Below are 25725 nucleotides of genomic sequence, written 5' to 3' on the forward strand. Positions count from 1 at the left end.
CGGGCTGCGTCGGAGCGCTCGTCAGGGATACGACGTCTTCCCGTAGATGCACCAGGCGCCGCCCTTCCGGAGGGCGATGGCCTGGCGGAGCCTGTAGTCCGCCTTGAACCTGGGGTCGTCGTACGAGGCGCGGGAGGAGGGCACCGTCGGGCTCTTGCAGTCGATCGCGGAGGAGATGAGCAAGAAGTAACGCGGGTTCTTCGCGAAGATCGCGTCGGTGTAGCCGGCCCCGACCTTGTGCGTGTACGCGCCCGGCAGGCGGGAGACCTCGGGGCTGAGCAGCCCGAGCAGGTCCACGACCGGGAAGCCCGTGCGGTAACCGATGTAGCCGATGTCGGCGAGCGCGATGGGGCCAGGCTCCGCGTTCTGGACGAGCCACACCGCGGAGCGCCCTGCGGCGTCGTCCCAGAAGCCCTTGTCGTTGACGAGGAGGTTCCGCTGGGCCCGCACGAGCTCGCCGGCGCGGGTCGCGATCGTGATCGCGCCGAACGCCGCGATCGCGAGCGACGCCACGCGCTCGCGGCGCGCGGCGATCGCGCGGACCGCGTCGTCGGCGAGCAGGAACGCGAACGGCTCCGCGGGCGCGAGGAACCGGAAGTAAGGCATCCAGTCGCCGCCCACCGCGACGACGTACACGCCGAACAGCAGCGCGATCGACGCGATCGCGAGGCCGCTCCGGCGCCGGTGGACGATGGATGAGGCGACCGAGAGGATCCCGAGCCACAGGAAGGCGCCGGCGTGCTGCGCGTACTTGCGGACGTAGTCGCCCCCTCCCTGGATCTGCTGCGCGAAGTCGCCCGTCTTCGCGGCGAGCGTGTTCGGGAGCCACGCGCCGTAGTAGCTATGCCGCCACACGAGGTGCGCGGCGACCGGGAGCGCGAACGCGACAAGGCGCAGCACGCTCCGGCGCGAGAGCGCCTGCTCCGAGTGCCAGACGACGAGCAACCCGAGGAACAGCGGCGCCTCCGGGCGGGTGAGCGCGGCGAGCGCGAACACCGCGCCGGACCAGGGGAGCCATGAGACGAGCGCGGGTCGAGCGCCGCTGTCGTCGCTGGCGGCGTCCTCTTCGCGGAAGAAGAGCTCGGTCCCCGCGAGCGTGAGCAGGAGGAACAGCGGCGTCTCCAGTCCGAACACCGCGTAGCCGGAGAAGAGGACGCTCATCGCGAGCAGCCACGTCGCGAGGCAGGGCACGTTCGAGAACGGACGCAGCCGCCGGGAGAGGAGGTAGGTCGGGACGAGCGCACCTGCGGCGCACGCGGCGCCGAGCACCTTCGCCGCCGCCGCCGGCGCCGCGCCGAGCTTCACCGCCGCGGCGAGGAGCACCGTCCAGAGGAAGTTCGTGTAGCCCTCGACGCGCTCGCCCACGTTGTAAACGAGCCCGTTTCCGTTCGCGAGGTTCTCCGCGTACCGGAACGAGATGTACGCGTCGTCGATCGTGAAGCTCGCGACGCGGAGCGCAGCCGCGATCGTGATCACCATCGGCGCGAGCAGCCCGAGCGTGAGCTCCAGCGAGGCGGGGAGGGGAGCGCCAGCGAGCCAGGTTCGAAGATCGCGCGCCGGCGAGCTGTGGCGTTCGGCTCCGGACGGCTCCTCGCCTTCGATGGACTCGTCGTGTCCCACCTCCTCGCTCCTCCCCACTGCGGTCACGGGCTCGTCGCTCATCGGGCGCCGACGATACCGCGATTGTCACAGCCACAACGTCGAGCTGCGTAAATCGGGACAGGATGGTGTGCGAACACCCGGACGCAGTGCGAACGAAATTGCGCACTCTGACTGTAGGGCTACGCTGTCGAGGCAGCCACGGCGACGGCTTCCCGTGCTGACAAGGAAGGAGTCGAGTGATGAGCGAGCTCGTTGCGCACCTGCCCGTGATCGTTCCCGTCGTTGTCCTGGCGGCGCTCGCCCTCGCCGCGGTCTTCCTCGTGCGCAGGGCGTCGGCCCCCGGTGCGCCCTCTTCCGCGCTGTCCGTGAAGGAGCGGGCCATCGTGGCGGCCTGCGCTGACGCCCTGTTCCCGGCCGGGGGCCCGATCCCGGTCTCCGGCACGGAGGCCGGGCTGGTCGAGTACGTGGACCGCTACGTCGCGCGCACACCGCGGCCTCTCCGGCCCTACATGCGGCTGCTGTTCCACTTCGTCGAGCTCTCGCCCTGGGTCTTCGGGCCGCGCCGCGCGCGCTTCACCCGCCTCCCGCAGGCCGATCGCATCGCGGTGCTCGCGTCGATGGCGCAGAGCTGCATCTACCTCCGGCGGGTGACGTTCCTCTCGCTGCGGACGATGCTCTCGATGGGGTATCTCGCGAACGAGAAGGTCGCCGGCGCGATCGGCGTCGCCTGCTGCGCCACGCCCTTCGAGCGCCGCGCCGCCAGCGGAGCGGCGGGTGAGCCCGCCGCCGTGGCGCCCCCGTCGCTCGCGTCGGGGGTGACGGCGTGAAGCTCCCCGCCTTCCCGGAGCCGCCTCGCGCCGTGGCCCGCGAGCGGCGCTCGCTCTCCGAGGCGACGCTCCGATCGCGGGGCGCGGTGGAGCCGCTCGCGCCCGACGAGCCGCGCTCGCAGGTGAAGGTGTTCGCCGACTACGAGGGCGAGGTGCGGGCGTCGTGCGAGGTGCTCGTCGTCGGCTCCGGTCCGGGCGGCGCGGTCGTCGCCAAGGAGCTCGCCGAGGCGGGGCGCGACGTGATCCTCGTCGAGGAGGGGCCGCCGTTCGGGGTGGAGGACTTCCGCCAGGAGCCGGGCGAGTCGCTCTCGCGCACGCTGCGCGAGGGCGGGATGCGCGCCGCCCGCGGGCGCATGCTCATCCCGACCATGCAGGCGATCGCGCTCGGGGGCGGCTCGGTCGTCAACTCGGCCATCTGCGCGCGCTCGCCCGCCTGGGTGTTCGACAAGTGGGCAGAGCGGACCGGCACGTCCTCGCTCACCCTGGACGCGCTGCTGCCCCACTACGATCGCGTCGAGCGCCTGCTCGGCGTCTCGCCCACGCCGATGGAGGTGCAGGGCGAGCGCAACCTGCGCTTCAAGCGCGGCTGCGACGCGCTGGGGCTGTCGAGCGAGCCGACCCACCGCAACGTGCGCGGCTGCCGCGGCTCGGGCGAGTGCTTCACGGGGTGTCGCAACCGCGCAAAGATGTCGACCGACGTCTCGTACGTCCCCGCCGCGATCCGGGCGGGCGCCCGCGTCTTCACCAGCGTGCGCGCCGAGCACCTGCTGCTCGCCGGCAGGCGCGCAACCGGGATGCGCGGGCGCACGATCGAGCCGTTCACCTGGCGCGAGGGGGCGCCCGTCGAGATACGGGCGGAGCTCGTGGTGCTCGCGGCCGGCTGCATGGCGACCCCCCTCATCCTGCTCCGCAGCGGCGCCGCCGGCTCGAGCGGCCATGTGGGCAACGAGCTGCAGCTCCACCCTGGGCTCGCCATCATGGCGGTGTTCCCGGAGCCCATCGATCCATGGGAGGGCGCGACCCAGGGCTATCACTCGCTCCACTTCATCGAGCAAGGGATCAAGCTGGAGGTCCTCTGGTCGCCTCCGGCCGTGCTCGCCGCGCGATTTCCCGGCCTCGGGCACGACTACCAGCGTCATCTCCGGACATACAACCGGATGGCGCCGTTCGACGTCATCATTGCAGCCGAGCAGTCGCGCGGGACGGTGCGTCCGAAGCGCGGCAGCTGGGACCCTGATGTGCGATTCGACTACGCACCGCGCGACGTCGAGAAGATCCAGCGCGGTCTCGGCATCTTGTCCGACATCTGCTGGGCGGCGGGGGCCTCGTCGATACTGCCCGGGCTGCACGGCGTGCCCGACGAGCTGACGTCGCCCAAAGAAGCCGAGATCCTGAAGAGCAAACGGCTCGACGGGCGCGACACGATCACCGCGGCGAATCACGCCTTCGGTACGGCGCGGATGTCGAGGCGCCCGCGGGACGGGGTGGTCGATGAGGAGGGGCGCTGCCACGATCTGGACAATGTGTACGTCGCTGACACGAGCATCTTTCCTGGAAGTCCGGCAGTGAATCCGATGCTTACGTGCATGGCGCTGGCCGATCGCATCGCATGCGGCATCATCGAGCGCTGGTGATGCGCGCGGCGGCGTGTCACCACAGGAGTCAGTGAGCCAGGGGCGCCACATCCGTCGGGCAGGCACGGCATGTCGCGGACGGTATGTGAGGGGGGCTTTGCACCCGAGAAGGAGGCAACTCCCGAGTTGATACGAGGCCCCGCGAGGTACAAGTTTAACGGCACGTTTCAACTCGCACGGGGCCGAGCCGTCCGTCCGCCGAGCTGGGAGGGAAGCTTTGGGACCGAACGCAGTTTCAGCTGCAATTCCGCGCGGACAAGCGCGCTCGACGCATCGGAGCCACAGCCATCACGGCCGTGTGCTCCTCGTCGAGGACGAGCCCGACCAGGCGGCCATCCTCGAGGCGGTGCTGCGCCATGAAGGGCTCGACGTCGTCGTTGCGTCGAGCGGCGAGCAAGCGCTCGAGATCCACCAGCGGACGCCGGCTGACGTGCTCGTCACGGATCTCAACCTGCCGGGCATGACGGGGGTCGATCTGATGCGCCGGCTCTCGCCCGGCGAGCTCGAGGGGCCCGAGCCGAAGGCGCCGCCGCCCCACGTGGTCATGGTCACCGGCGCGGCGTCGATCACCAGCGCCGTCGACGCGCTCAAGCTGGGAGCGGCCGACTACCTCCAGAAGCCGCTCGATCCGGCGCGCCTCGTGCTGCTCGTGCGCGAGCTCCTCTCGTCGCCGCCGACCGAGTTCGACGACGACGATCCCCTCCATGGGCAGCTCGTGTTCGAGGGGATGATCGGCGGCTCGCCGCGGATGCGGGAGGTCTTCACCCGCATCGATCGCGTCGCCGCGACCATGGCCCCCGTGCTCATCGTCGGCGAGAGCGGCACGGGCAAGGAGCTCGTCGCGCGCGCCATCCACAACCGGAGCCGCCGCCGCGCGGGCCCGTTCGTGCCGGTCCACACGGGCGCGATCCCGCGCGAGCTCATCGGCAGCGAGCTCTTCGGCCACGAGAAGGGCTCGTTCACCGGCGCGTTCGCGGCCGCGGAGGGCAAGTTCGAGGCGGCGGCGGGCGGCACCGTCTTCCTCGACGAGGTGGGCACGATGGACGCGGCCGTGCAGGTCAGCCTCCTCCGCGTGCTCGAGACGTACCGGTTCACGCGCGTCGGCGGCCGCAAGGAGATCGAGGCCGACGTCCGCGTCGTCGCCGCCACGAACAAGGACCTGCTCGACCTCGTCGACGACTGCGTCTTCCGCGAGGACCTCTACTACCGGCTCAACGTGTTCACGGTGACGCTGCCGCCGCTGCGCGAGCGCAGGGAGGACATCCTGCCCATCGCCGAGCGCTTCCTGCTGAAGTTCGCCAAGCGCTACGGCACCCCGGCCCGCCGCCTCTCGGACGCCGCCGTCGAGCGGCTGACCGAGCACGACTGGCCGGGCAACGTCCGCGAGCTGCGCAATGTCATCGAGCAGACGGCGCTCTTCGCCTCGAACGAGCTGGTCTCGGCCAACGACGTCCAGCTCGGCCAGGGCCGGATCGAGCGGCGCTCGGGCCGGCGTTCCTACGACAGCATCCCGTCGGCGAGGGTGGCGGCTCCGGTCGTCCCTGCCGAGCCGGCCGAGCCGCTCTCGGTGCCGATCGTTCATGCCGCCGACCTGGTGGTTCCCTCCGAGCCCGTGCCGTCGCACGTCGGCGCGCAGCCCGTGCCGTCCTCCATCGGCCCAGCCTCGATGCCGCGGAGGCCGGGGGAGGCGGGCGCGCACGAGGCCGAGCCGTCGCGGGACGCCGGCGAAGCGGCCGAGCACCCGCTCGTGCTGCGCCTTCCGGTCGGAACGCGCCTGGCGGACGCGGAGCGCAAGCTCATCCTGCTGACCCTCGAGGCGGTGCGCGGCAACAAACAGCGCGCCGCCCGCGTGCTCGGGATCAGCCGCCGCGGCCTGTACTCGAAGCTGCAGGCGTACGGGGAGCACGTGGGGAGCCACGAGGCCCAGGGGCACAGCGAGAGCGCCGAGCCGCAAGACCCGGTCGACGATGTGCCGGTCGTCACGGACGAGCCCGTCCTGGAAGAGCTCGGTTCCGCGCGCGGCGACGCCTGACGGAGCCTCCTTGCCGCTCTGCGCCGCGAGGCCACACCGCGCCGCGCCGCGAGCTCACACCGCCACACCGCAGGTTCGCAGTGCCGCAGCAATCACGGGTCGCGCGGGCGTGTCGAGTGTGAGGCGCCTCCCCGCGCGGATGGGCCCCTGAGCCGCCCCGCGAGGCGGCTGGTCGCACTCCGGAGCCCGATCTGGGCGCTGCTGCGCCGCACCCCGACAACGGTCTCGTTGGAGGTCCGTCCCTTTGTGCTTTACGAAGGGACGACGACCTCGGCTATCGTAAAGCGGAGCTGCGAGATCAGACGCGCGACTGGCACGTCAGAGAGCGAGCCACCGGCGCGGCATCAAGGTAAACTCTACGCGACGCCTCGCCGGCACTACACCCCAGCGGGCCAGCCCCCAATGAAGATCACCTGCCAGTCCTGTCAGTCGAAATACACCGTCTCGGACGAGAAGGTCCAAGGCAGAACCGTCAAGATCAAGTGCCGCAAATGCGGCGCGACGATCCTCGTGAACAGCTCGGGCGTGACGACCAACGGCGGGGTCGCCGATCCGGTCTCCGGCACGAGCGTTCCGAATGACGGGACGACGTACCTGGTCAACGTGGCGGACGGCGATCAGCGCTCGATGGCGCTGGCCGAGATCGTCACGAGCTACCAGTCGGGGGTGATCAACGCCGAGACGTACGTCTGGGCGGACGGCATGGCCGACTGGCAGCCGCTCGGCCAGATCGACACGATCGTCGCGGCCCTGCATGCTGGCAGCGCTCCTGCCTCCGTGGCCGCGCAGGAAGCGGCGCCGGTGCAGTCGACGTCCGCGCCCAGCGGGGGAGCGGCCCTCGGGCAGACCTCCCCGGGCGTCGAGTCGGTCGCGGCGGCCGCTCCTCGAGCAGCGGCGGTGCGTCGCGATCCGGCGCGTCCGACGCAGGATCTCTTCGGCGCGAGCCCGGGCGTCGAGGCGCACCGGCCCAGCTCCGACGACGTGGCCACGAGCGCTCCGCTCTTCAAGAGCGGCGCCGCGCCTGGCCAGCGCGACGAGAACTCGATGCTGTTCTCGCTGAGCGCCCTCACGGCGAAGGCCGCCGCTCCGGCCCCGGCGCGGGCGGCCGTCAGCGCCTCGGACGACTCCGGCCTCATCGACCTGAAGGCCCTCGCGTCGGGAGCTGGCGTCCGAGCGCCGTCGCCCGTCGCGAGCATCGTCGCCAACGACGGCGGCCTGTTCCAGCTCAGCGCGCCGATCGTCACCACGGCGCGAGCGCCGTCGGTCGCGCCGCCGAACGTCGGCGAGGCCCCTTCCAAGAACCGCGCCCCGTTGATCATCGCCGCGGGCATCGCGATCGCGGGCATCGCGATCGCAGGTGTCTTCTTTCTGATGAAGGGCGGGGGCAGCACGCCGGTCCCCACCGCGGTCGAGACCGCGCCGCCCACGGCCGCCGCGCCGGCGACGACGGCGCCCCTCGACACGGCGCCGGCGCCCGCGCCCACCGCGCCGGCGACGGCGTCGGCGACCGCGACGGCAGAGCCGGTCGCGAGCGCCGCGCCGAGCGCCACGCCGACGGCAGCAGGGGCGCGCCCGAACGCGAGGCCGACGCCGCGACCGAACACCGGCGGCAGCACCGCAGGCAAGCAGTCGCCTGCTGCGGCCGCCCCGGCGCCGGCCGCTCCGGCCCCCGCGAAGCGCGGCGGCTGCGGGTGCGCGGTCGGCGATCTGATGTGCGCGATGCAGTGCTCCGCAAAGGGCAAGTGAACGCGCGTCGGCCGTCGGCCGTCGTCCGATCGGTGAGCGGAGATGCTCGTCGCCGGAGCCGCGCGTGCAGCGGCTGCTCCGGCGCTGGGCGGGCGATGCGCGACCGGCGTGGGCCAGCCGCTGCAGAGACGCGCGACGCGAGCCGCGGCTGAACCTTGACGCGGGCGCCCGCAAGGACGGTGCGGCGCCTGGACCGCCGCGCTAGCATCGTCCGTCATGAGTGAGCCCGACGGGCGGCTGCGCGCGCCGATTCCTCGGCGGATGCCGGGCGCGGCGCGGCGCTCCGCGATGGCGCTGCTCCTTTGCGCGAGCGCGGCAGGGTGCGGTGGACAGGCGGCGATGGCGCCCTCCGGAGGACCGGCGTCGAGCGATCGCAGCGCTTCCGGGCAAGCGTCGCGCCCGGCTACGGGCGGGCGATCCTCGCAGGGGGCGCTCGTGACCATGGTCACTCCATCGCGGCTGCTCCCGGATCTCGTCGGAGAGCGCGGGGTGGTGGCCAGCGAGGCGGGGGCCAAGCGGGTGCTCATCGATCGCATGCGCGTCGTCGCGCACGACGATGGATCGCTGGAGCGCGCCGCCGACCTGTTGCCGTCAGGTCAGATCACCTCGCTCAAGCTGCCGACGCGCCTGGGCGGCGGGTACCTGTTCCACGCCTCGAGCCGCGGCAGCGCGCAGCTCTGGCGGGCCCAGGCGTGGCTCGCCCCGCTCGAGCCGCTCGTGCAGCTGCCGTCGGAGGCGAACGAGATCCTCGCGGGGTTCGATCGCCTCTACGCGCGGCTCTCGCACAGCCACCGGCTCCTCGCGATCGACGCGCAGACGGGCGCGGCGATGCCGCTCGGCCCGCTCCCACCGGCGAGCACGTACGGCCAGATCGCGTTCGCCGACGGATGGCGCGCCCTGGTCGAGGCCGATCTGCGCGGCCTGCTCGTCACGTTCGACGCAGGGGCCACCTGGCGTGAGGTCGAGATCGACGCGCGGCCGACCTCTGTCGCCGTCGTCGGCGGCGATCCTGCCGTCATGACCGCGAGCGGGCTCTACGCGGTCGACGCGCGCGGCGGCGTGACGTACCGCACGCTGGAGGCTTCCGACGACGTGCAGGAGCCGCCGGCGCGCGCGCAGGGGCCTCTCGGGAGGCGCCCGCTCCGCGCCGCGGTCGAGGACGGGTGGCCCGACTCGAGCACGACCGCGGTGGTGGCTCGCGGCGGCGCCCTGGCGCGCGTCTCGCTGCGCGACGGGGCGGTCATCGACGTCGCGCCCGACGCCTATCCGGAGCGAGAGGCGGCCTGCCATGCGATCCGCGCGGGGGCGTCGTTCGGGTTCGTGTGCGGCGAGCGCGAGGGGCCGACGACCCTGTACGCTTTCCAGCCGCCGCTCGGCATGCGCCGGCTGATGCGCTTCGACGAGCCCCGCTTCGTGGTCGCGAGCGGCAACGGCGCGCTGGTGATCCGCGGCTCCTGCAGCGAAGACAGCGCGGAGCGTGCCGGGCGTGCGTACTGCGTCGTCGCCGCCGACGGGCGCACCCGCGAGATCCACGTCCGCGCGCCCGCGCGAGACGTCGGCATCGAGCGCGTCGTCGCGCTGTCCGACGGCCGCATCGCCGTCCTCTCGCCGCCTCGCCTGGACGCGTCGGGGCAGCTCACGCTGCTCAAGGGGAGCGACGTCACGACCGTCCCGCTGATCCTCCCGCCCAAGCCGCGCAGCACCGCGCGCGATCTGCAGCACGGCATGTGGATCGAAGGGTTCGAGGAGCGCGAGCCCGGCGTCATCGGCGGCTGGGTAGAGGCAGGCGGTCCGATCGTGGGCGTTCGGATCGACGCGAAGAGCGGGAAGGTGACCGCGGGGGCGCCGCGCCAGGACGGCACGGGCGCGCTCTTGTCTGGGCGGTTCGCGTTCTCCCTCGGAGAAGGCGAGCGCGCCGCCGAGTCGACGGACGGCGGCATGACCTGGCGCTCCCTCGATCTGCCCGAGCGGGACGCCGACACCGCGGCGTCGAGGACGCGCGCGTGCGGCCCCGTCGGCTGCGTCTTCAGGGGCTGGATCCGGGTCGGCTGGGGCAAGACGGCGCTGCCGGACGATCTCGCCGAGGCGAAGCCGCCGCCGGTGCTCCAGACGCCGCTCCGCGCGGGGAGCCCGATCGCGATGCGCTGCGCGGCCCTCGGCTCCTCGACGCCGCCGCTGCCGGACAAGCCTCCCGCCGCGCCTGCCGCGCGCGCCGAGGGAGCGCGCCCGGCCTCGTCGGTCACGCGCTCGGCGTCGACGGAGATACCGACGTCGCCGTGGGCTCCTTTCCGCAACACGCCGCCGCCCAAGCGCGGGGCCGACGAGATAGGCCTCGATAACGGGGCTCCGTACGACATCGTGACGATGCGCGCCTACGCATGGGGCAAGCGAGGCGCAGACTGGGCGCGCGCCGGGCGCTGGCTCCTCCGCTTCGACGATCGCTTCGACCCGGATGGCGGGGTGCGTTCCAGCGGCGTGAGCGCCTCGCCTTGGTCGGATGAGGCGTCGGCCGCCGAGGCGCTCGGGGTGGTGAGTCAGGGGGCGGCGTCCTGGGGCGCGTACCTCGATCCTGGCGGACGGGCCGCGCTGACCCACGTGTGTCGCGGCGCCGGCTGCAGCCTGTTCGCGGCCTCTGAAGGGCTGCCGATCCTTCCGTTGCGCGACAGCGCAGGCCGCGCCGGGAATTTCCTTCGGCCGTTTCCGAACGGCGCCGTGCGGCTCGGCGAGACGTGGTTCTTCGCGACGCCCGGCGGCTCGTATGACGTCGTGGCGCTGTGGCGCGCCGACCTCGGGATCGCGCGGCAGCTGGCGACCTACTATCGCCCTGGCCGCTCGGGCTACGGCGTGGATCCTCCGCGCCTGGTCCGGCGTGCGCTGGGCGGCGGCGTCGGCCTGCTCATCTCGGCGGCTCCGGACCCTGGCGTGCGCGCCGGCTCCTGGCACGTGCTCCCGATCGACCGCGAGACCGGCGCGCTCGGCGAGGCCGTGCCGCTCGGCCGCAAGGACCTCGCGGATACGCGGATCGAGCGCTGCGCTCCGGGTCAGGACGGCTGGCTCCTCGACACGAGCCTGGAGGGCTCGCCGAGCTTCGACGTCGGCGGAAGCTCTCCCTCCGTCGACGGCGCCGAGTTCCGGCTTCGCCTGGATCCAGGCAGCGCGTGCGTCGAGGCGATGGCGGTGAGGCTGCAGGGCGCCTTCGCGAAGGCACCCGAGAAGCAGAACGACGTTGGCGCCAGCGCGATCCCGCTCGCTGCGACCGAGCGCGCAACGGGCCGGAGGTGGCGGTTGCGCTGCGAGCCGAAGGACGCCGCCAGATGATCCGCTAGTGGGTGATGGCCTCCGGCGAAACCGCGTTCACCCGTCCCTCGACGCCGACCTCCTCGCCTCCTCCGTCGCGGATGGTCCCGAGCCAGTCAGCCGTCCATGCGATCGGCGCGGCGGAGCTGTCGAGCTGCGCAGGGCCTGAAGCGTTCACGACGATCTCGCCGATCCTCCCGGCTGTCTCCGATGCCTCGGTTCCAGCACGCCACAGGAGCGTGAGCCCGTCAGTGCACAGCATCGCCATGCAGTCGCTCGTGCAGTCGGAGTAGCCGCCGAGCAGCTCGCCGAGCGCCTGGCACTCTGCGGCAGCGGCGAGCGCCGCGGGGACGGACTCCGCGGCCGTCTCCGCTGCGACCCCGAGCCCCGTCAGCCCGCCGATGGTTCGGGTTGGCGACCACGTCAGCGTCCCCGCGAGCCGGAGCACGTCGCCGGGATCCGCCGTCCACGACATGAAATGTGCCGGTGGTACGCCCGCGTTGTCAGAGGTCACGCTGCCGAGCCAGCTCGCCTCGAAGAGCGCGCGTCCCTGCATGTCCGCCACGCCGCTCAGCTGGCCGTCGAGCGCGAGCGGCGTCCCCGCGAGCCCGGTACGCGCCCATCCACGACACCTGTCGCGCAGGGGGATCGGGAGCGCGGCGAGGTGCGCCTGTGCTGCGGCGTCCCAGTCACGCTCGACCCGCTGCGCGGCGAGCGCGCGCGCCTGGTCCGGCGGCGCCGCGCGCTGCATGGCGTCGAGCAGGGACGCGGCTTCCGCGCCGGCAGGCAAGAAGGCGTCGAGCAGCTGCTCGGTCGCTGCTTCGAGCATCGCGCTCAGGCCCTCCGCCGTCACGAGGGTCAGCTTCGTGTCGAGGCGCGCCGCCGCCATATCGATCGGCAGGTCCTTGATCGGGACGCGGACGTCGCGCGCGGAGCCGGCCTGCAGCTCTCGTTCGCCCACGCAACCCCACATGATCCGACCGCTGTGCAGGGCGACGGTAAGGCTCGGCCCTACAGGCGCGCCCTTGACGACCACCGGTTCGTCCGGACCGCCGTGCGCCACGAGCGCGCCCACGGGTGCTTCGGGCGCAGCGGCTGCGATCTCCTCGCAGGTGGCCTCCGCGACGACGCTCGCCGTCCAGTCCTTCGCGACGCGCGTCCCCTCGTAGACCGGGATGACGCGGAGCGTACCGAAGCCCTCCGCGCTCACCGAAACACCGAGCTCCGCGGACGGCCCGCCCTTTGTCGCGGCGCGGAGCCGAAACGTGCTTCCCAGGGTCGACGCGTGGAGCTGAACCGAGGCCCTGCCATTTTCGTCCGCGACGGCCGTGGTGCGGTCGACCCATGCACCTGCAGCTTCGCCGAGGAGGGTGAAGCTCACCTCGTAGGGCGCCGGTGGTTGTCCCGTGACCCAGACCGTGCGCAGCTCCCCTGGCACGAGCTGGAGCGTGCCTTCCTCCTCGAACGCCAGGACCGTGGGTTGAGCGGTGTCCCCGGGCATATCGGGGCCGCCCGTCGACTCATCGGCCATACGAAAAGAGCAGGACGCCAGTCCGACGATGGCGATCCAGGGAGCCGAGTACTTCCAAGGCAAGCTCACTCTTGGAGTGTACCTTGCATCTCCCCCAGCGAACAGTGGAGGGGCAAACGTACGACGGCATTCCGGGTGAGCCCTGTCCGTCGGCCACCGACGCTGCCGAGCAGAGCTTGGGGTGAGTAGGGTCGCACAATCGTGCCGTCGCGAGCTGTGCCGCGAGGCGGTGGTGCCGGGGCTGCGTGGCGGCAGCGGACGACCGCAGGGCAGCGGACGTCCCTGGGCGCGACCGGCGGCGCCGCGCCTCGATACCTGAGGCAGACGGCGCCAGCCTGCAGGGGCGCGACTACTTCACGTAGATCTGGGCGACGGCGAGGCCGCTGCCCTTGACGGTCATGATGGCCTTCGCGGGGCCGCCCACGGGGAGCGGATTCTTGAAGCAAGAGCCTTTGCCACCGAGCGTGGCGTTCGGTCCCGTGGTGTTGTCCTGGGAGAGCACCACGGGCGGCAGCATCGGCGCGGGCTGCGCGACGATCTGCAGGTTGAGCTCCTGGACGCCGAGGCCCACGCCGATCACCGAGTAACACTTGCCCGGCTGGATATTGAACGGCTGCTCGAGCGTCTGGCCGTCCTGGAACTGCCCGGCGAACGCGCCGCCCTCCGGCTGCATGCCCTGGACCTCGGAGGCCGCCATGGCGGTGAGGATCGGGGTCGCTGCGCTGACCGCGGCCGGCGCGATCGGGGTCGCCTGGCCGGTGCTCGTGCCCGTTGCGGTCGGCGTCGTCGGCGCCGGGGTGGGGGTCGTGTTGGCCGGCGGCGGGTACTGGCCCGGCTGGGTGGGTTGGCCGTACTGGCCCGGCTGGGTGGGCTGACCGTACTGTCCGGGCGGGTATTGTCCGGGGGGGTACTGGTTTGACGCCCCGTACTGGTTCTGCATCTGCGACGGGTTGTTCGGCTCCGGGTCGCTGCCGCCGCAGGCGAGGGGCGCGAGGCCGAGCAGGGCCGCTGGGATGAGGACGTGCAAGCGCATACGAGGCTCCTTCAGGGTTGTGCGGGTGAGGCCGCGAGAATGGGACGCTCGCCGCACCCGCGGCGGCTCACCGCCGCTGGTCACGGTCGGTAAGACGGCCGAGGTGGGGGCGTGTTCTACAACGACTTGGCTGCGCGAGGCCAGACGCTGCGGTGCAGATGGCACGAGGCGCGTCCAGCGAGCGGAAAGCGGCGTCGCCGCGGCCTGGGCACACAGGTCCTGGAGCACGTTGTCGACCAGCGTTCGACGTTTCCGTGTTCGCGGGCGGGCGCGCGCGGTGTCGATCGCCCCCCGTGTCCCCACACGGCCGCGGCCGTCGAGCCCCCCGATGGATGCGCTGAGCCTGGCCGGCGCCGCCTACCGCCCCCCATTCCTCGCGAAGACGCACCAAGCCGTCGGCGCACCCGCCGGAGGAACCACGGGTCCCTGCGCCCTCCATGGGACCCCTGCGGCGCTCCAGCCCAGTTGACGCGGGCGGAGGGCGACACCAGAAACCCCGTTCACAACCGCGCGCGGGGCGGGGCGGTCACGTGGTCCGCTTGGCGAGCCCAGCGCGGTCCCGTCGCGAGCCCGGCCGGCACGCCACGGCGTGCGGCCCGGCAGTCACGCGCCGCTTCTGTGTAGATTGAACAATGGGCGATCCCGCTCGCGGCGGGAGATCAGGAACGAGCCATGAGCGACATCCACCAGGCGATCAAGGATACCGTCGAGAGCAACCGCGTCGTCCTCTTCATGAAGGGCACCAAGACCTTCCCGCAATGCGGGTTCTCGGCGCGGGCCGTCGACATCCTGAAAAAGTGCGGCGTGGACTTCAAGGACGTCAACGTGCTGTCCGATCCCTCGCTGCGCCAAGGGATCAAGGACTTCTCACAGTGGCCGACGATCCCGCAGGTCTACGTGGACGGGAAGTTCATCGGCGGCTCCGACATCCTGACGGAGATGTTCCAGTCGGGCGATCTGCAGAAGCTCCTGTCGAAGCAGGACTAACGTCCGGATCGCTCGGGGGAGCGAAGCCCCGCCGCGCTGACGGCGCGGCGCAGGACCTCGTCGAACATGTCGCCGGTGAGCCGCCCCGTCTGGGTGTTCTGCTGGCTGACGTGGTAGCTGCCGAAGAGCAGCGCCGCCCCGGCGCCGCCGCGCGGATCGGGGATCGCCGCCTCCACGCCGTGCGCGAACGGCGGGAGGCGCGGGTGAGCTTCCGCGCGATCCCCCGCGGACGCGCCGCGCGAGCGGGCGAGCGCGCCGACGGCGTCATAGCCGATCTTGCCGAGCGCGAGGTAGACGCGCGCCCGATGCAGCGCCGCGAGCTCTCGGTCGATCCACCCGCGGCACGCCGCGAGCTCGGCGATCGTGGGCTTGTTGTCCGGGGGAGCGCAGCGGCAGGGGGCGGTGATGAACACGCCCCGGAGCGAGAGCCCATCGTCGCGCGAGGTGCTCGTCGGCTGCGAGGCGAGCCCCGCTCGATAGAGCGCCGCGTAGAGGAAGTCACCCGATCGATCGCCCGTGAACATGCGGCCGGTGCGGTTCCCGCCGTGCGCCGCCGGGGCGAGCCCGACGATCACGAGCGGCGCGTCCGGATCGCCGAAGCCCGGCACAGGGCGGCCCCAGTAGGTCTGGTCCCGGTAAGCGCGCCGCTTCTCTCGCGCGACGTCCTCGCGCCACGCCACGAGCCGCGGGCAGCGCCGGCACTCGACGAGCTCCGCCGTGATCAGATCGAGCGCGCGCGCCGCGCCGCCGCGGCTCACGCGGCGGGCTCGCCGCCCGAGCTCGTCGATGCGCTGCTCTGCCCCACGTCCACGCCGCGCTCCGATGCGCGCGCCTCCGCGAGCGGGCGCGGCGGCGCCGCCGGGTGCTCCGTCAGGCCGCTCTGCTCGCCGGCCACCATCCCGGTCACGATGCGGTCGAGCACCGCGTCGAAGCGCAGGCGATTGAAGCGGGCTCCGCTCGCCAGCCAGTCGATGTGCCCGCCCTTGCCCGGAAAATGGCCGACGATGTCCAGGTGGTCGGCCTTGCCGGCCCAGATGAGCTCCCCCCAGACCTGCGAGGCCAGCGGGACCACGCCGTCGTTGGCGTCCGGCGGCGGCAGCTCCCCGAGCACGCGCGCGAGCTTCTGCTCGATCGAGCCGTCATGGGAGCGGCAAGGGTAGTGCTCGTTCAGGCGGGCGGTGATGTTCGACAGCGCGGTGAAGATGGCAGCCGACATCGCTCCCCACGGCGACCGGAGCGCCGATACCCAGTCGCGGACGGCGTTGCGTGGCGCGTACGTCGCGACGCTCTGGTACCGCAAGCCCGCGCGGTCCTCGAGTCCGGCGTGGAGCAGATCCATCGCCTCGGGCATGAGCTGGACGATGGCGCCCTGGTCGTCGCGCAAGAGCTTCAGCCAGGCGCGCAGCTCGCGGCTCGATGCGTCGTCGAGCACGCGGATGAAGCTCTCGACCGCGCGATCGATGAGCTCGACCTCGAAGAAGCCGAGCTGCGCCCGGCCGAAGGCGGCGACCAGCGCCGACGCGGCGGCGAGCGGCGGCGCGCCGAGCTTGAGGCCGGCCACCGTCAGCGCGGTGACGGCGTAGAGCAGGCGCTGGCCGCTCACCGTGGCGAAGAAGGCGGCGAGCGGGGTGCCGAAATGGGGCGTGTTGATGGTGGTGACGGACCGCAGCCGGCTCGTCCAGCCGAGCCGGCGGTGAGCGTTCCCGGGGAGCCGTGACGTGGGCGAAGCGACGAGGCGAGCGTCCAGGCCTCCGGTCGAGTGGCCCACGATGTGGATGGGGCCGTCGTCGTCCCCGGCGCTCTCGTCCACGAGGCGGGCGAGCTTCGCCGCTCGGCGGAGGATGGAGGCCGTCGGGTGGACCTCGCAGACGTGGATCTCGACGATCCGGCCGCGATCGCGGAACCGCTCCTCGATCGCGCGGATGAAATGCTCGAAATACTCGAGGGAGGCGAGGGTCGCGAAGCCGAACATGCCCGGCGACAGGTAGACGCGCGTCTTCTGCACGCGCGGGAATGTGCCATGTCCGCCGGCCCTCCGCGGCATTTCCGTCGCCGCCCGCGCCTGCGACCGTGACAGCCGGGCGGCGTGAAGAAGCGGCGGCATGCCGGCGGCGAATCCGGCTACCCTGCGATCGTGGACGACCCCAGCGCGCGGGAGATCGAGGCGGCTGTACAGGAGGCCCTTGGCCTGTTTGGAACATCGGGCTCGGTGAGCGTGCAGGGGCGCCAGATCGCGCTGCGCGGGCGCGGTGCGCCCGTTGCCATCGATCTGGAGCAGCTGGTCGAGCAGTGGCCGCTTCTGCCACAAGAGCTGCGCACGCGTAAGGCGTCCGACATCGCGCGGCGGCTCGCTCAGGCGCACCGCGCGGTGAGCTCGCTCGCGCCGCCTGCGCCGGCCGCCCGGGTCCGGCCAGCGCGGCACCTCGTGATCCCCGTCGGCGCGCTCGCGCTGGTGGTCGTCGTCGCGCTCTTCGCGTCGCGCATGCTCCGATCGCGGGAGGCCCCGGCCGCCTCGCCGACAGAGCCGGAGACGACGTCTGGCGAGGACGCGGCGCGGAACGCGCGCACCTGCGAGGCCGCCCGTAAGCGGATCTACGCCGGCGCTTCCATGGGGCCCTTCGAGCTCGCGGGCTGGGTCGCCGAGCTCTGGCTGGCGATGCCTCGCGGCGCAGCTGCTGCGGAGGTCGCCTCCGGCGCCGGGGAGCCACCAGCTCTGACCGCCGAGTCCGTGGGGCTCGGCGCGCTCATCGCGCAGGGCAAGCTGACGTCGGGCGCCGACGCCGAGCTCGCCGCGATCACCGACGGGGTCGTGGAGATCGTCCCCGGGTTCGATGCGGAGGAGGCAAGGCGCTCTCCGTCGTGGCGCGCGATCACCGCGCGTTTCTCCGGCGGATACGCGCGGGCATACTTCGATCCCGCGCACCGGGCGCGCTTCGTCGCGCTCGGCGATCGCATGGCCGACGCGGCCGACGCGGCGCTGGGCGCCCTGTACGCGCGCTGCGCGCACCTGCCCTACCACGACGCCGGCGCCTGGTTCCGCGGCTCGGATCCGGCCGCGGCGGCGACGGCGCTCGTCTATGCGTCCGGCCTCTTCGCCGAGATGTCGGCGGTCGATCGAGGGGCGCTCACCGCGCTGCCAGGGGTGGGGCCGATCGACGCCTTGCGCGGCGCAGGCGCCTCGCTCGATGCCGCGAGCCTGGGCAAGCTGGTGGGGGCGCACGGCGGGGGCATCACCAAGGGCGGGACAGGCGCGGTCGTCATCACGTTCCCCGTCGGCGGGCCGACCCGGGCGACGACCGCGAGCCGCACCGTCGCGCGCAAGCTGCAGGTCGGCGTGGGCCAGGAGTGAACGCTCACTCGCCCGCGGCGAAGTGCACGATCGAGAAGACCCGCGCCGCGTCGCCGGCGCGCTCCGATAGGAGCGCACGACCGCCGAGGAAATCGAGCTCGACGACGAAGGCGAAGCCGGCGACCTCGCCGCCCTGCTTGCGCGCGAGCTCGGCCGCGGCCGCGGCCGTGCCGCCGGTCGCGAGCAGGTCGTCCACGATGAGGACCCTGGCCCCCGGCCTGATCGAGCCCTTGTGCATCTCGAGCTCTGCCTTGCCGTATTCGAGCGCGTACGCCACGCGATCGATCGCGGCCGGGAGCTTGCCTGGCTTGCGCACGGGCACGAAGCTGGCGTTGAGCCGGGCCGACAGCGCGCCGCCGAAGATGAAGCCCCGGGACTCGGCGCCGACCACGACGTCGACGTGCTCGCCCACGAAGCGCTGGGCCAGGAGATCCAGCGTGATGTGGAGCGCCCGCGGATCCGCGAGGAGCGGCGTGATGTCCTTGAAGAGGATCCCGGGCTTCGGAAAATCCGGGACGTTCCGGAGGTGCGCCTTCAGATAACGGAGCGCGTGCTCGGAGGGCAGGGCGTCGTGGTTGAACATGACGCCGAGCGTAGGCGAGCGCATTCGAGCCGGAAAGCGCTCCACGCGTCGCGACGCGAGCTACGTCAGGTGACCTGGCCGTCGTTGAGCTCGGCGGCGAGGAGGCCTGCGATGCCCTCGTGCTGCGCGGCGAAGAGGTCGAGGGTCAGCGGCGTGACGCTGACGGCCCCTGCGTCGTAGGCCTCGGTGTCCGAGCCGGGGACGAGGTCGTGGCGCACGCCCGCGCCGCCGATCCAGAGGTACTCGTGCCCGCGCGGATCCCGGCGGAAGATCACCTCTTCGGTGTACAGGCGCGCGCCCATGCGCGTGGCCCGCACGGGCCAGCTGCTGCCCGCGGGGATGTTGACGTTGAGCAGCGGCGCTGGCCGGCGGCCCTCCTTCCCGGCGGCGCGGTGGAGGGCGAGGGCGAGCTTGACGCCGAGCGCCGCTGCGGCAGGGAGCGACGCGCCTGCATCGGCGGAGAGCGCGATCGAGGGGACGCCGCGGAGCGCTCCTTCGCGCGCGGCGGCCACGGTGCCCGAGTAGAAGATGTCGGCGCCCAGGTTGAGCCCGTGGTTCATGCCCGACACGACCAGATCGGGGCGCCGCGGCAGCACGCGCGTGCCGGCGTGAAGGGCGACGTAGATGCAGTCGGCGGGCGTCCCGTCGACCGCGAACACGCCGGGCGCAGCCTCCAGCAGTCGGAGGACGCGGTGCAGGCTCAGCGAGTGGCTCGTCGCGCTCTGGTTGACCGCGGGGGCGCACACCACCACGTCGGCGTGCCGGGCGAGCTCGTCCAGCACCGCGGTCAGACCCGGGGCTGAGTAGCCGTCATCGTTGGAAAGGAGGATCAGAGGGCGCATGCGTTCGCTCGATGGGTCTCTGGATCAGCGACCGAGCATGCGCCTCGCGAGCGCGGCGACGAGCTCGACGAGGGCGCTGACGCGGCCGAACCATCCGGCTCCACCGCGCGCCCGCGCCATCGCGAAGGCGACCGTCCGGAGCGCGGGCGTATAAGGGTACCACCACAGCTCGCTCTTCGCCCTGCCGCGGTCCTCGAGCAAGAAGCGCGGCCGCGTGAGCTCCGCGAGCGCGTGTGGGCTGCTCGTGACGCCGTAGCCGCTGTCTCCCGCCCCCGTCCACGGCGCGGCCGGGAGCGCGCCCGTGAAGCCGTGGTTGTTGATCGTCACCACGCCGGAGCGCAGCCGCCGCGCGAGCGCGTGGGCCCGCTCATAGCCGCGGGTCCAGAGGCTTGTCGTGAGCGCGAAGCGGGACGCGTTGGTGCGCGCGATCGCCTCCTCGGCGTCCTTCACCACGAGGATGGGAAGCACGGGGCCGAAGGTCTCCTCCCGGAGCAGCGGCGTGTCCTCGCGCTCCACCCTGAGGACCGTCGGTGGGAAGGCGAGCGAGCCCTCTTCCGGCGCGCCGCCGGCGAGGATCTCTGCCCCGCCCTCGACGGCCGCCTCGAGCTGATGCCTTACGATCTCCGCCTGCCGCGCCGTCGTCATCACGCCGACGTCGATGCCGGCCCGGAGCTGCCCCGTGAGCGCGACGACGCGCGCGACGAAGCGGTCCGCGATCGCCTGCTCGACGTAGACGCGCTCGATGGAGGCGCAGTTCTGTCCGGCGTTCGTGAAGGCGCCCCAGAGGACGCCGCGCGCGGCGCGCTCCAGATCGCAGTCGCCGAGGACGATGGCGCTGTCCTTCCCGCCGAGCTCCAGGGACGTCGGGATGAGGCGCTCGGCGCACGCGACGGCGATCTTCTTGCCGGTCGCGACGCTGCCCGTGAAGACGACGAGATCGACGCCGGCCCCGGCGAGCGCGGCGCCGACGTCGCCGCCGCCCTGCGCGACGGCGAGGACGCCGTCCGGGAGCAGCCCGTCGAACAGCGACGCGACGAGCGCGCCGGAGCGCGGCGTGACCTCGCTCGGCTTGAGGACGACGGCGTTGCCCGCGAGCAGCGCCGGCACGATCGTGCGCAGCGGGATCGCGACAGGGTAGTTCCAGGGCGTGATGAGCGCGACGACGCCGCGCGGATCCCTCTGGATGCGCCCGACCTTGCCGGGGTAGGCGAGCGGATCGAGCGCGACGGTGGAGTCGTCGAGGAGCTCCTCGATGGACCGGGTCCAGTAGTCGATGAGATCCGCGTTCGGCAGCACTTCAGCGAGCGCGGCCTCCTCGATCGGCTTGCCGCACTCGCGGTGCACGAGCGTCGCGATCTCCTCGGCCCGCGCGAGCAGGCGCTTCTTGACGCGCGCGATGAGCTCGGCGCGCTCCCTGATCGGGACCTCCGCCCAGGCGATCTGCGCCGCCCGCGCTCTGGCGACGATCGTCGCGAGGTCGCTGAGCTCTGTCTCCGCCACGTCGTCGAGGGGCGCTCCCCCTGCCGGGCTGCGCAGCGGGAAGGGACCGGAGCTCGCCACCCTGACGGACGCCGACGACGCCGCGTCGCCAGCTGCGGCGCCGGCCTCGTGGGGAAGGGGAGTCGTCTCGGAATCCATCGGGCGCGGAGCCTAGCACCGCGCTCCTGCCCCTCTGCATGGGGCATGTGGCGACCCCGAGGGAGCAGGCCCCGACCGGACCGGCCGGGGGCGCGGGTTTCTACGGAGCGGGATCAGGTGCGGGCGCGGTCTCTTCAGCGGGCGCGGGCGCAGCGCCCTCACCGTCCGGGGTGGCGGTGCCGGCGGGGCTGCCTTTCCGCTTCGTGGGCCGGTCGGGCGTGGGGCTCGCCGCGGAGGGCGTGATCGACAAGATCGTTTGCTTGCGGCAACCGACGATGACCGCCTGGCCGGCGGAGAGCCACGCGGGGTCCGACGTCTTCTCCGTCGTCAGCTTGCCGAGCCGCACGTAACGCGTCCCGCAAGGCACGTCGAGCGTCTCTCCGGTGCTTCCGGCGAGCGAGCCGTTCACATACACCGACGCGCGCTCCGGCGAATTGACCATCAGGTGGCCCCGGCCCGGCGGCAGATCCTCGGCCTTGCCTGCGGCCGGCGCAGCGCTCGCCTCGGGGGCAGCGCTCGCTTCGGGCGCAGCGCTCGCTTCGGGCGCAGCGCTCGCTGCCGGCGTCGCGGTCTCGGCCGCGGACGGTGCAGCGGGCGCCGTCTCGGTGGGCGCGGCGGTGGGCGTCGGCTCGGTGGTCGGCGGCTGCGCTGTCGCGCCCTGGGTCGCTCCCGCAGACGTGTCGGGGGCGACGTTGGGGAGGGGCGCGGGCTCGGAGTCAGACATGCTGAGCCGGTACGCGACCGCTGCGCCGCCCACGAGGAGCGCCACGGCGGCGATCACGATGCCCACGCGGGAGCGCGGTCGCGGCGGCGGTCGCACGGTGATGCCGGCGTCCGCGGCCGGCCGCGTCGTGACGTGGTCGGAAGGCTTCACGTCCTTGTCGGCCGGGAGGGGCGGGTCCTTGGTGATGACCTTCGGGAGAAGGTCGCGGTCGGCCGCCTTCGGCCTGGACCTGCGATCCGCTTCGTCGCTCGCGTCCCTGGACAGCGCTCCGGGCGACGCATCGCCGGTCTCTTCCGCGACCGAGCGCGCGATAGCCTGAGCTTCGGACCGCGCGGAACGGACCGCCGTCTCCTCGTCTTCGAGGCCCTCGGGGCGAGAACGAATGACGGTGGGCTCGTCCTCGAGCATGCCGCGGATCACGGTCGGCTCGTCGTCGACCATCTCGCGGCTGAACTCTCGCTCGGTGGAAGGCTCCCCCATCGCGCGCCGCGTGGCGGCGGCGATCGGATCCGGCGCCTTGGGGGTGACCGGCTCACCAGAAGAGGACGGCCCACGGGCAGTGACCACCTCGAGCGTGGAGGCGTCGTCCGCGGCGGCCGACGCGGCCGTGGCGTGTACCTCCGCGCGGTCGGGCAGGGATCTGCGCTCCGCGCGCGCCTCGGCATCCGGCGCCGCCCTGCGCTCGGCCGGGAGCTTCAGCGCTGCAGCGGGCCTCTGGCCGGGTTCCGGCTCGTCGGGGAGGAGCCCTGCGAACGAGAGCTCGCTGTCGCTCTCCACCACCTTCGGCCGCGCAGCGACGTCCTCGTGGGGGAAGAACGGCTTCGTCTCTGCGCGCGGGCTGGAGCCCCGGGCCGGGGGCACCGCCGCGCCTGCAGCGGGCGCGTCCTTGCCCAGGGCAGCTGACCTGGCCGCAGGCGCGGTGACCTTGGCCGCCGTCCTGGCTGCCTCTCTCGGCTTCAGCTCGGCCGCCTCCGCGGGAGGACGGAAGGTCTCCTGAGCACCGGCGGGGGAGCCGGCGTCAGCCCGCGGGAAATCGATCGAAGCGGCGGGCCTGGCGGCCGGCTTCCCGGGGGAGCTGGGAGGCGGCGCAGGGGTGCGCGCCTGCGTCGCCGCGGCCGGCTTGACGGCCGCGGCCTTGACCCCGCTCGCTGCGGGCGTGGCCGCCACGGGCGTCTTCACCGGGGGCTGTTGCGGCGTCTTCGCCGGAGATTGCTGCGGTGCCTTCGCGGCCGCTGCGGGCTGCTTCGCGGCGCTGGCCGCCGCGCTCTGCGAGGCCTGCGCGGCCGCCGGGCTGAAGGCGTCGATGCCACCGACGTCGTCCAGGGCGGGCTCGAGGGAGCGCGGCGCAGACGGTCCGCCCGCGGCGATCGCGCTCGCGGCCGGCCGTGCTTCGTTCGCCGGCGACGTTTCCGTCGAGCTGAACCTGGGGTCGGGCGAGGCCGCGCCCGCCGTGTCGTTGGCGATGGCGCCGGGCGCCTCGCCGCGATGCGGGACGAGCTCGGCGGAGGCCGCGAGCTGCGCCCGGGTGCGGGGCGCAGCGGCGTTCCGCTGCACCCGGTGGAGGAGCGCTTCGAGGGTGGCGACTTTTTCGGCGACGTTCACGCCGCGCCAGCATATCGCGGCTCGGCGCTCGTTACATCATTCGCGGTGAAGGGGCGCGATCGGGCGGGCTCACCGGCGGAAAATCCCGCCGGGAGGGGTCAGAGGGTCTCGAGGTAGGCGACCAGATCGTCGATCTGGGCGTCCGAGAGCTGGGACGTCTTGCCGTGCCGGTCGCCGCCGCCGCAGGCGGGGTTGGTGAACCGGTCCTTCAGCGTCGGCGCGCATCCGTCGTGCATGAACGGCGCGCGCGCGCCGATGCGGACCAGCGACGGCACCTGGAAGGGCTTGCCCGTGCCGACGTCGAATGAGTCGTTGGTCGTGAGCTGAGCGCCCGCGTGGCAGCTCGCGCAGTCGACGGCCTTGTCGTGGAAGAGGGCGTCGCCGCGCGCGACGGCCTCTGCGTCGGGCGCCGACGACGCCGGCGGAGCGGGGAGGCTGTCGATCCACCGGGCGAAGACCTTCACCCGGCGCGGTCCCTGGTGCATGCCGCCCATGCGCCGCTCGAAGACCTCGTCCATGATGGCCTCGATACCCGACATATCGCCGTCCCAGTGGAACGGGGCCGTGTTGAGGATCCCGCCGCTGACGAACTGGGTGCGCCGCGCTCCGATGGGGTTGAAGTGCCAGGTATGGCTGTCGTCGCCTCCCTCCGGATGGCATGACGCGCACGCCATCGGGCCGGCAGCGTTCCGGTGGAACATCTCGTGGCCGGTGTCCCTCCGGCTCTCCCCGGGGAGCGTGATGACCTTGGCGACGCGGGTGCCGGCGGTGTTGGGAGCCCCGAGGACCTGGATGCCCGCCGGCTCGCGGGTCTGCACCACCACGGAGCCGCCGGCGAACGCGACGGCCGTGGGCTCGCCTTCCACGACCACGCGCTGCTCCGCCTCGACGCAGGTTCCTTCGAAGGCATCAGCCGTCAGGTTCAAGTTCGCGCGGCTGGTCATGAGGATCTCGCTCCTGCCTGCCGCGACGACCGCATACGAGAGACCGTCATCGGACACCGCGACATCGACCGGCAGGGTCGCGGAGGGGAGGGCAGCGGCCAGGTTCGGCTGGCCGTCGGAGTCGGGCGTGCCGACCTCCGAGACCGTGGTGTGGACGACGCTCCCATCGCATCCGCCGGAGCTGTAGCCCCCCTCCACGATCTCGACGGGCGCGATCAAGGCGCGCTGGTGGACCATCGCGACACCGCCTGTCGGCAGCTTGATCGTTCGCCAGGCGACGGTCGGCGCGAACTCCTGCCCGAACAGGTTGAACTTCGGGAGCTTCTTTTGCTCCATGACGATGCCGTCCGCCCCGATGGTGAGCAGCTCGGCAGACCGGAACTTGCTGACCAGGAGCCGGTCCCCGTCCACGATCACGTCGCGCAGATCGCGATCGAGCTTCAGGCGGCGCGTCGCCGCTCCGGGACCGGCCGGGAGCGTGACGAGCTCGCCGCCGAGGCACGCGACATGGAGCGCGTCGGTCTGCGCATCGTAGGCGACCCCCCGCGGGGCCGGGCACACGTCGCGACGGTCGACGATCGTCCCGCTCTCCGCGTCGACGGTCACGATCGCGCCGCCGCGGCGGAGCGCGACGTGGAAGCGACCCGCGTTGTCCTCGACGACCCTGCCCGGCTCGTCGCCCTTCTGCAGGGCGATCTCCGCGGTCAGCTGCTGCGCCTGGAGATCGACGATCCAGACCCGGTCGCGATCCGGATCCGCGGCCACCGCCCGGAGGGCGCTCTTGCTCACGGCGAGCGTTCCGCCGCTGATGGCGGGCGGCGGCTCCGCCGCGACCGCGACGCTCCCCGGATCGCCGATGTCGGGGGTGTCGTCCTCACCGAGCTCCCACGGAGCGCAGGCGGCAAAGGGTGATGCGATGACAAGGATGGCGAGGAACGGGGAGAAGCTGCGGCGCGACGCAAGCAGTCTATGCATGAGGGCCTCCGGTCCGCCGCCAAGCAAGATGGCGGCCACTTCATTCGATGTTCTTCCATCCGATCGCGCGCGGCAATACGTGTTGCCGAGGAGAGAGCGACGTATTCCTGCCGTCCACAACGCGCGTGAGCGGGGTTGGGGGGCGCGTCCGGCGAGAGTCCCGTGATGCGCATCGGTGACGCCGTCCCTGCTGTCGTGGCCCATTGCGGCACGGCATGACGAGCGCACCAGACCATCGGGCCCGGCGTGGCCCCGGACGGTGTGTGGCGCGGTCTGCGTAGGACGTGGGCCTTGGGGCGCAAGCATCCCGTGGGCCGAGAGCGCGGGCTGCCCGGTCACCTTCGCCGGACCGCGAGGCGAGCCATCGCCGAGACGCGAT

General features: G+C 72.7%; 17 protein-coding genes. 7 read left to right on the plus strand and 10 right to left on the minus strand.

Going from position 1 to position 25725, the window contains the following annotated elements:
* Positions 1-21 precede the first annotated feature (21 nt).
* Positions 22-1662: a hypothetical protein gene (locus WMF11_RS16560; protein WP_437978119.1), complete on the minus strand. Its 1641-nt coding sequence runs from the start codon at positions 1660-1662 to the stop codon at positions 22-24.
* A 179-nt stretch (positions 1663-1841) separates the two neighbouring features.
* On the opposite strand from WMF11_RS16560, the gene WMF11_RS16565 reads away from it, so the two are divergent.
* The 5 genes from WMF11_RS16565 (at position 1842) to WMF11_RS16585 (ending at position 11159) form a co-directional block, all read left to right on the plus strand.
* The gene (locus WMF11_RS16565; protein WP_437978120.1) at positions 1842-2429 is read left to right on the plus strand and encodes a gluconate 2-dehydrogenase subunit 3 family protein; all 588 of its coding nucleotides are present in this window, start codon (positions 1842-1844) and stop codon (positions 2427-2429) included.
* The gene (locus WMF11_RS16570) at positions 2426-4063 is read left to right on the plus strand and encodes a GMC family oxidoreductase (RefSeq protein WP_437909342.1); all 1638 of its coding nucleotides are present in this window, start codon (positions 2426-2428) and stop codon (positions 4061-4063) included. Before WMF11_RS16565 ends, WMF11_RS16570 begins: the two co-directional genes overlap by 4 nt.
* 298 nt (positions 4064-4361) lie before the next feature.
* A complete protein-coding gene (locus WMF11_RS16575) occupies positions 4362-6095 on the plus strand; it encodes a sigma-54-dependent transcriptional regulator (protein WP_437909344.1) in 1734 nt (577 codons plus the stop codon).
* 402 nt (positions 6096-6497) lie between these two features.
* Complete coding sequence (locus WMF11_RS16580) at positions 6498-7841, plus strand: zinc-ribbon domain-containing protein (protein ID WP_437552831.1); 1344 nt, start codon at positions 6498-6500, stop codon at positions 7839-7841.
* Positions 7842-8282: 441 nt separating this feature from the next.
* Complete coding sequence (locus WMF11_RS16585; RefSeq protein WP_437978121.1) at positions 8283-11159, plus strand: hypothetical protein; 2877 nt, start codon at positions 8283-8285, stop codon at positions 11157-11159.
* Positions 11160-11163: 4 nt separating this feature from the next.
* Here the strand turns inward: WMF11_RS16585 and WMF11_RS16590 are convergent, their stop codons facing one another.
* On the minus strand, positions 11164-12738 hold the full coding sequence (locus WMF11_RS16590; protein ID WP_437978122.1) for a hypothetical protein: 1575 nt from the start codon (positions 12736-12738) through the stop codon (positions 11164-11166).
* A 280-nt stretch (positions 12739-13018) separates the two neighbouring features.
* On the minus strand, positions 13019-13702 hold the full coding sequence (locus WMF11_RS16595) for a hypothetical protein (RefSeq protein ID WP_437909352.1): 684 nt from the start codon (positions 13700-13702) through the stop codon (positions 13019-13021).
* A gap of 672 nt (positions 13703-14374) precedes the next feature.
* Here WMF11_RS16595 and grxD point away from each other — a divergent pair.
* Entirely contained in the window at positions 14375-14689 is a 315-nt protein-coding gene (grxD, locus tag WMF11_RS16600) for a Grx4 family monothiol glutaredoxin (RefSeq protein ID WP_437552835.1), read from the plus strand.
* Here grxD and WMF11_RS16605 read toward each other — a convergent pair.
* Positions 14686-15447 carry a uracil-DNA glycosylase gene (locus WMF11_RS16605; RefSeq protein WP_437552836.1) on the minus strand — a complete coding sequence of 254 codons (762 nt, stop codon included), beginning with the start codon at positions 15445-15447 and terminating at the stop codon, positions 14686-14688. The genes grxD and WMF11_RS16605 overlap by 4 nt on opposite strands.
* Positions 15444-16694: an esterase/lipase family protein gene (locus tag WMF11_RS16610; RefSeq protein ID WP_437909355.1), complete on the minus strand. Its 1251-nt coding sequence runs from the start codon at positions 16692-16694 to the stop codon at positions 15444-15446. The genes WMF11_RS16605 and WMF11_RS16610 overlap by 4 nt, the downstream gene beginning before the upstream one ends.
* A gap of 129 nt (positions 16695-16823) precedes the next feature.
* On the opposite strand from WMF11_RS16610, the gene WMF11_RS16615 reads away from it, so the two are divergent.
* Positions 16824-18038 (plus strand): hypothetical protein, encoded by a 1215-nt coding sequence (locus WMF11_RS16615; protein WP_437978123.1) that lies wholly within the window; start codon positions 16824-16826, stop codon positions 18036-18038.
* Positions 18039-18042: 4 nt separating this feature from the next.
* Here WMF11_RS16615 and WMF11_RS16620 read toward each other — a convergent pair whose 3' ends face one another.
* The 5 genes from WMF11_RS16620 to WMF11_RS16640 form a co-directional block, all read right to left on the minus strand.
* Entirely contained in the window at positions 18043-18645 is a 603-nt protein-coding gene (locus WMF11_RS16620; RefSeq protein WP_437978124.1) for an adenine phosphoribosyltransferase, read from the minus strand.
* Between the two features lie 41 nt (positions 18646-18686).
* Positions 18687-19463 carry a 5'/3'-nucleotidase SurE gene (gene surE / locus WMF11_RS16625; RefSeq protein WP_437978125.1) on the minus strand — a complete coding sequence of 259 codons (777 nt, stop codon included), beginning with the start codon at positions 19461-19463 and terminating at the stop codon, positions 18687-18689.
* Positions 19464-19487: 24 nt separating this feature from the next.
* Positions 19488-21101, minus strand: a complete 1614-nt coding sequence (locus WMF11_RS16630; protein WP_437978126.1) for an aldehyde dehydrogenase family protein — start codon at positions 21099-21101, stop codon at positions 19488-19490.
* Positions 21102-21201: 100 nt separating this feature from the next.
* A complete protein-coding gene (locus WMF11_RS16635; RefSeq protein WP_437978127.1) occupies positions 21202-23427 on the minus strand; it encodes a hypothetical protein in 2226 nt (741 codons plus the stop codon).
* Positions 23428-23525: 98 nt separating this feature from the next.
* A complete protein-coding gene (locus WMF11_RS16640) occupies positions 23526-25346 on the minus strand; it encodes a c-type cytochrome (protein WP_437978128.1) in 1821 nt (606 codons plus the stop codon).
* Positions 25347-25725: the final 379 nt, after the last annotated feature.

The sequence above is a fragment of the Sorangium sp. So ce295 genome (genome assembly GCF_051527405.1).
GTDB lineage: Bacteria > Myxococcota_A > Polyangia > Polyangiales > Polyangiaceae > Sorangium > Sorangium cellulosum_B.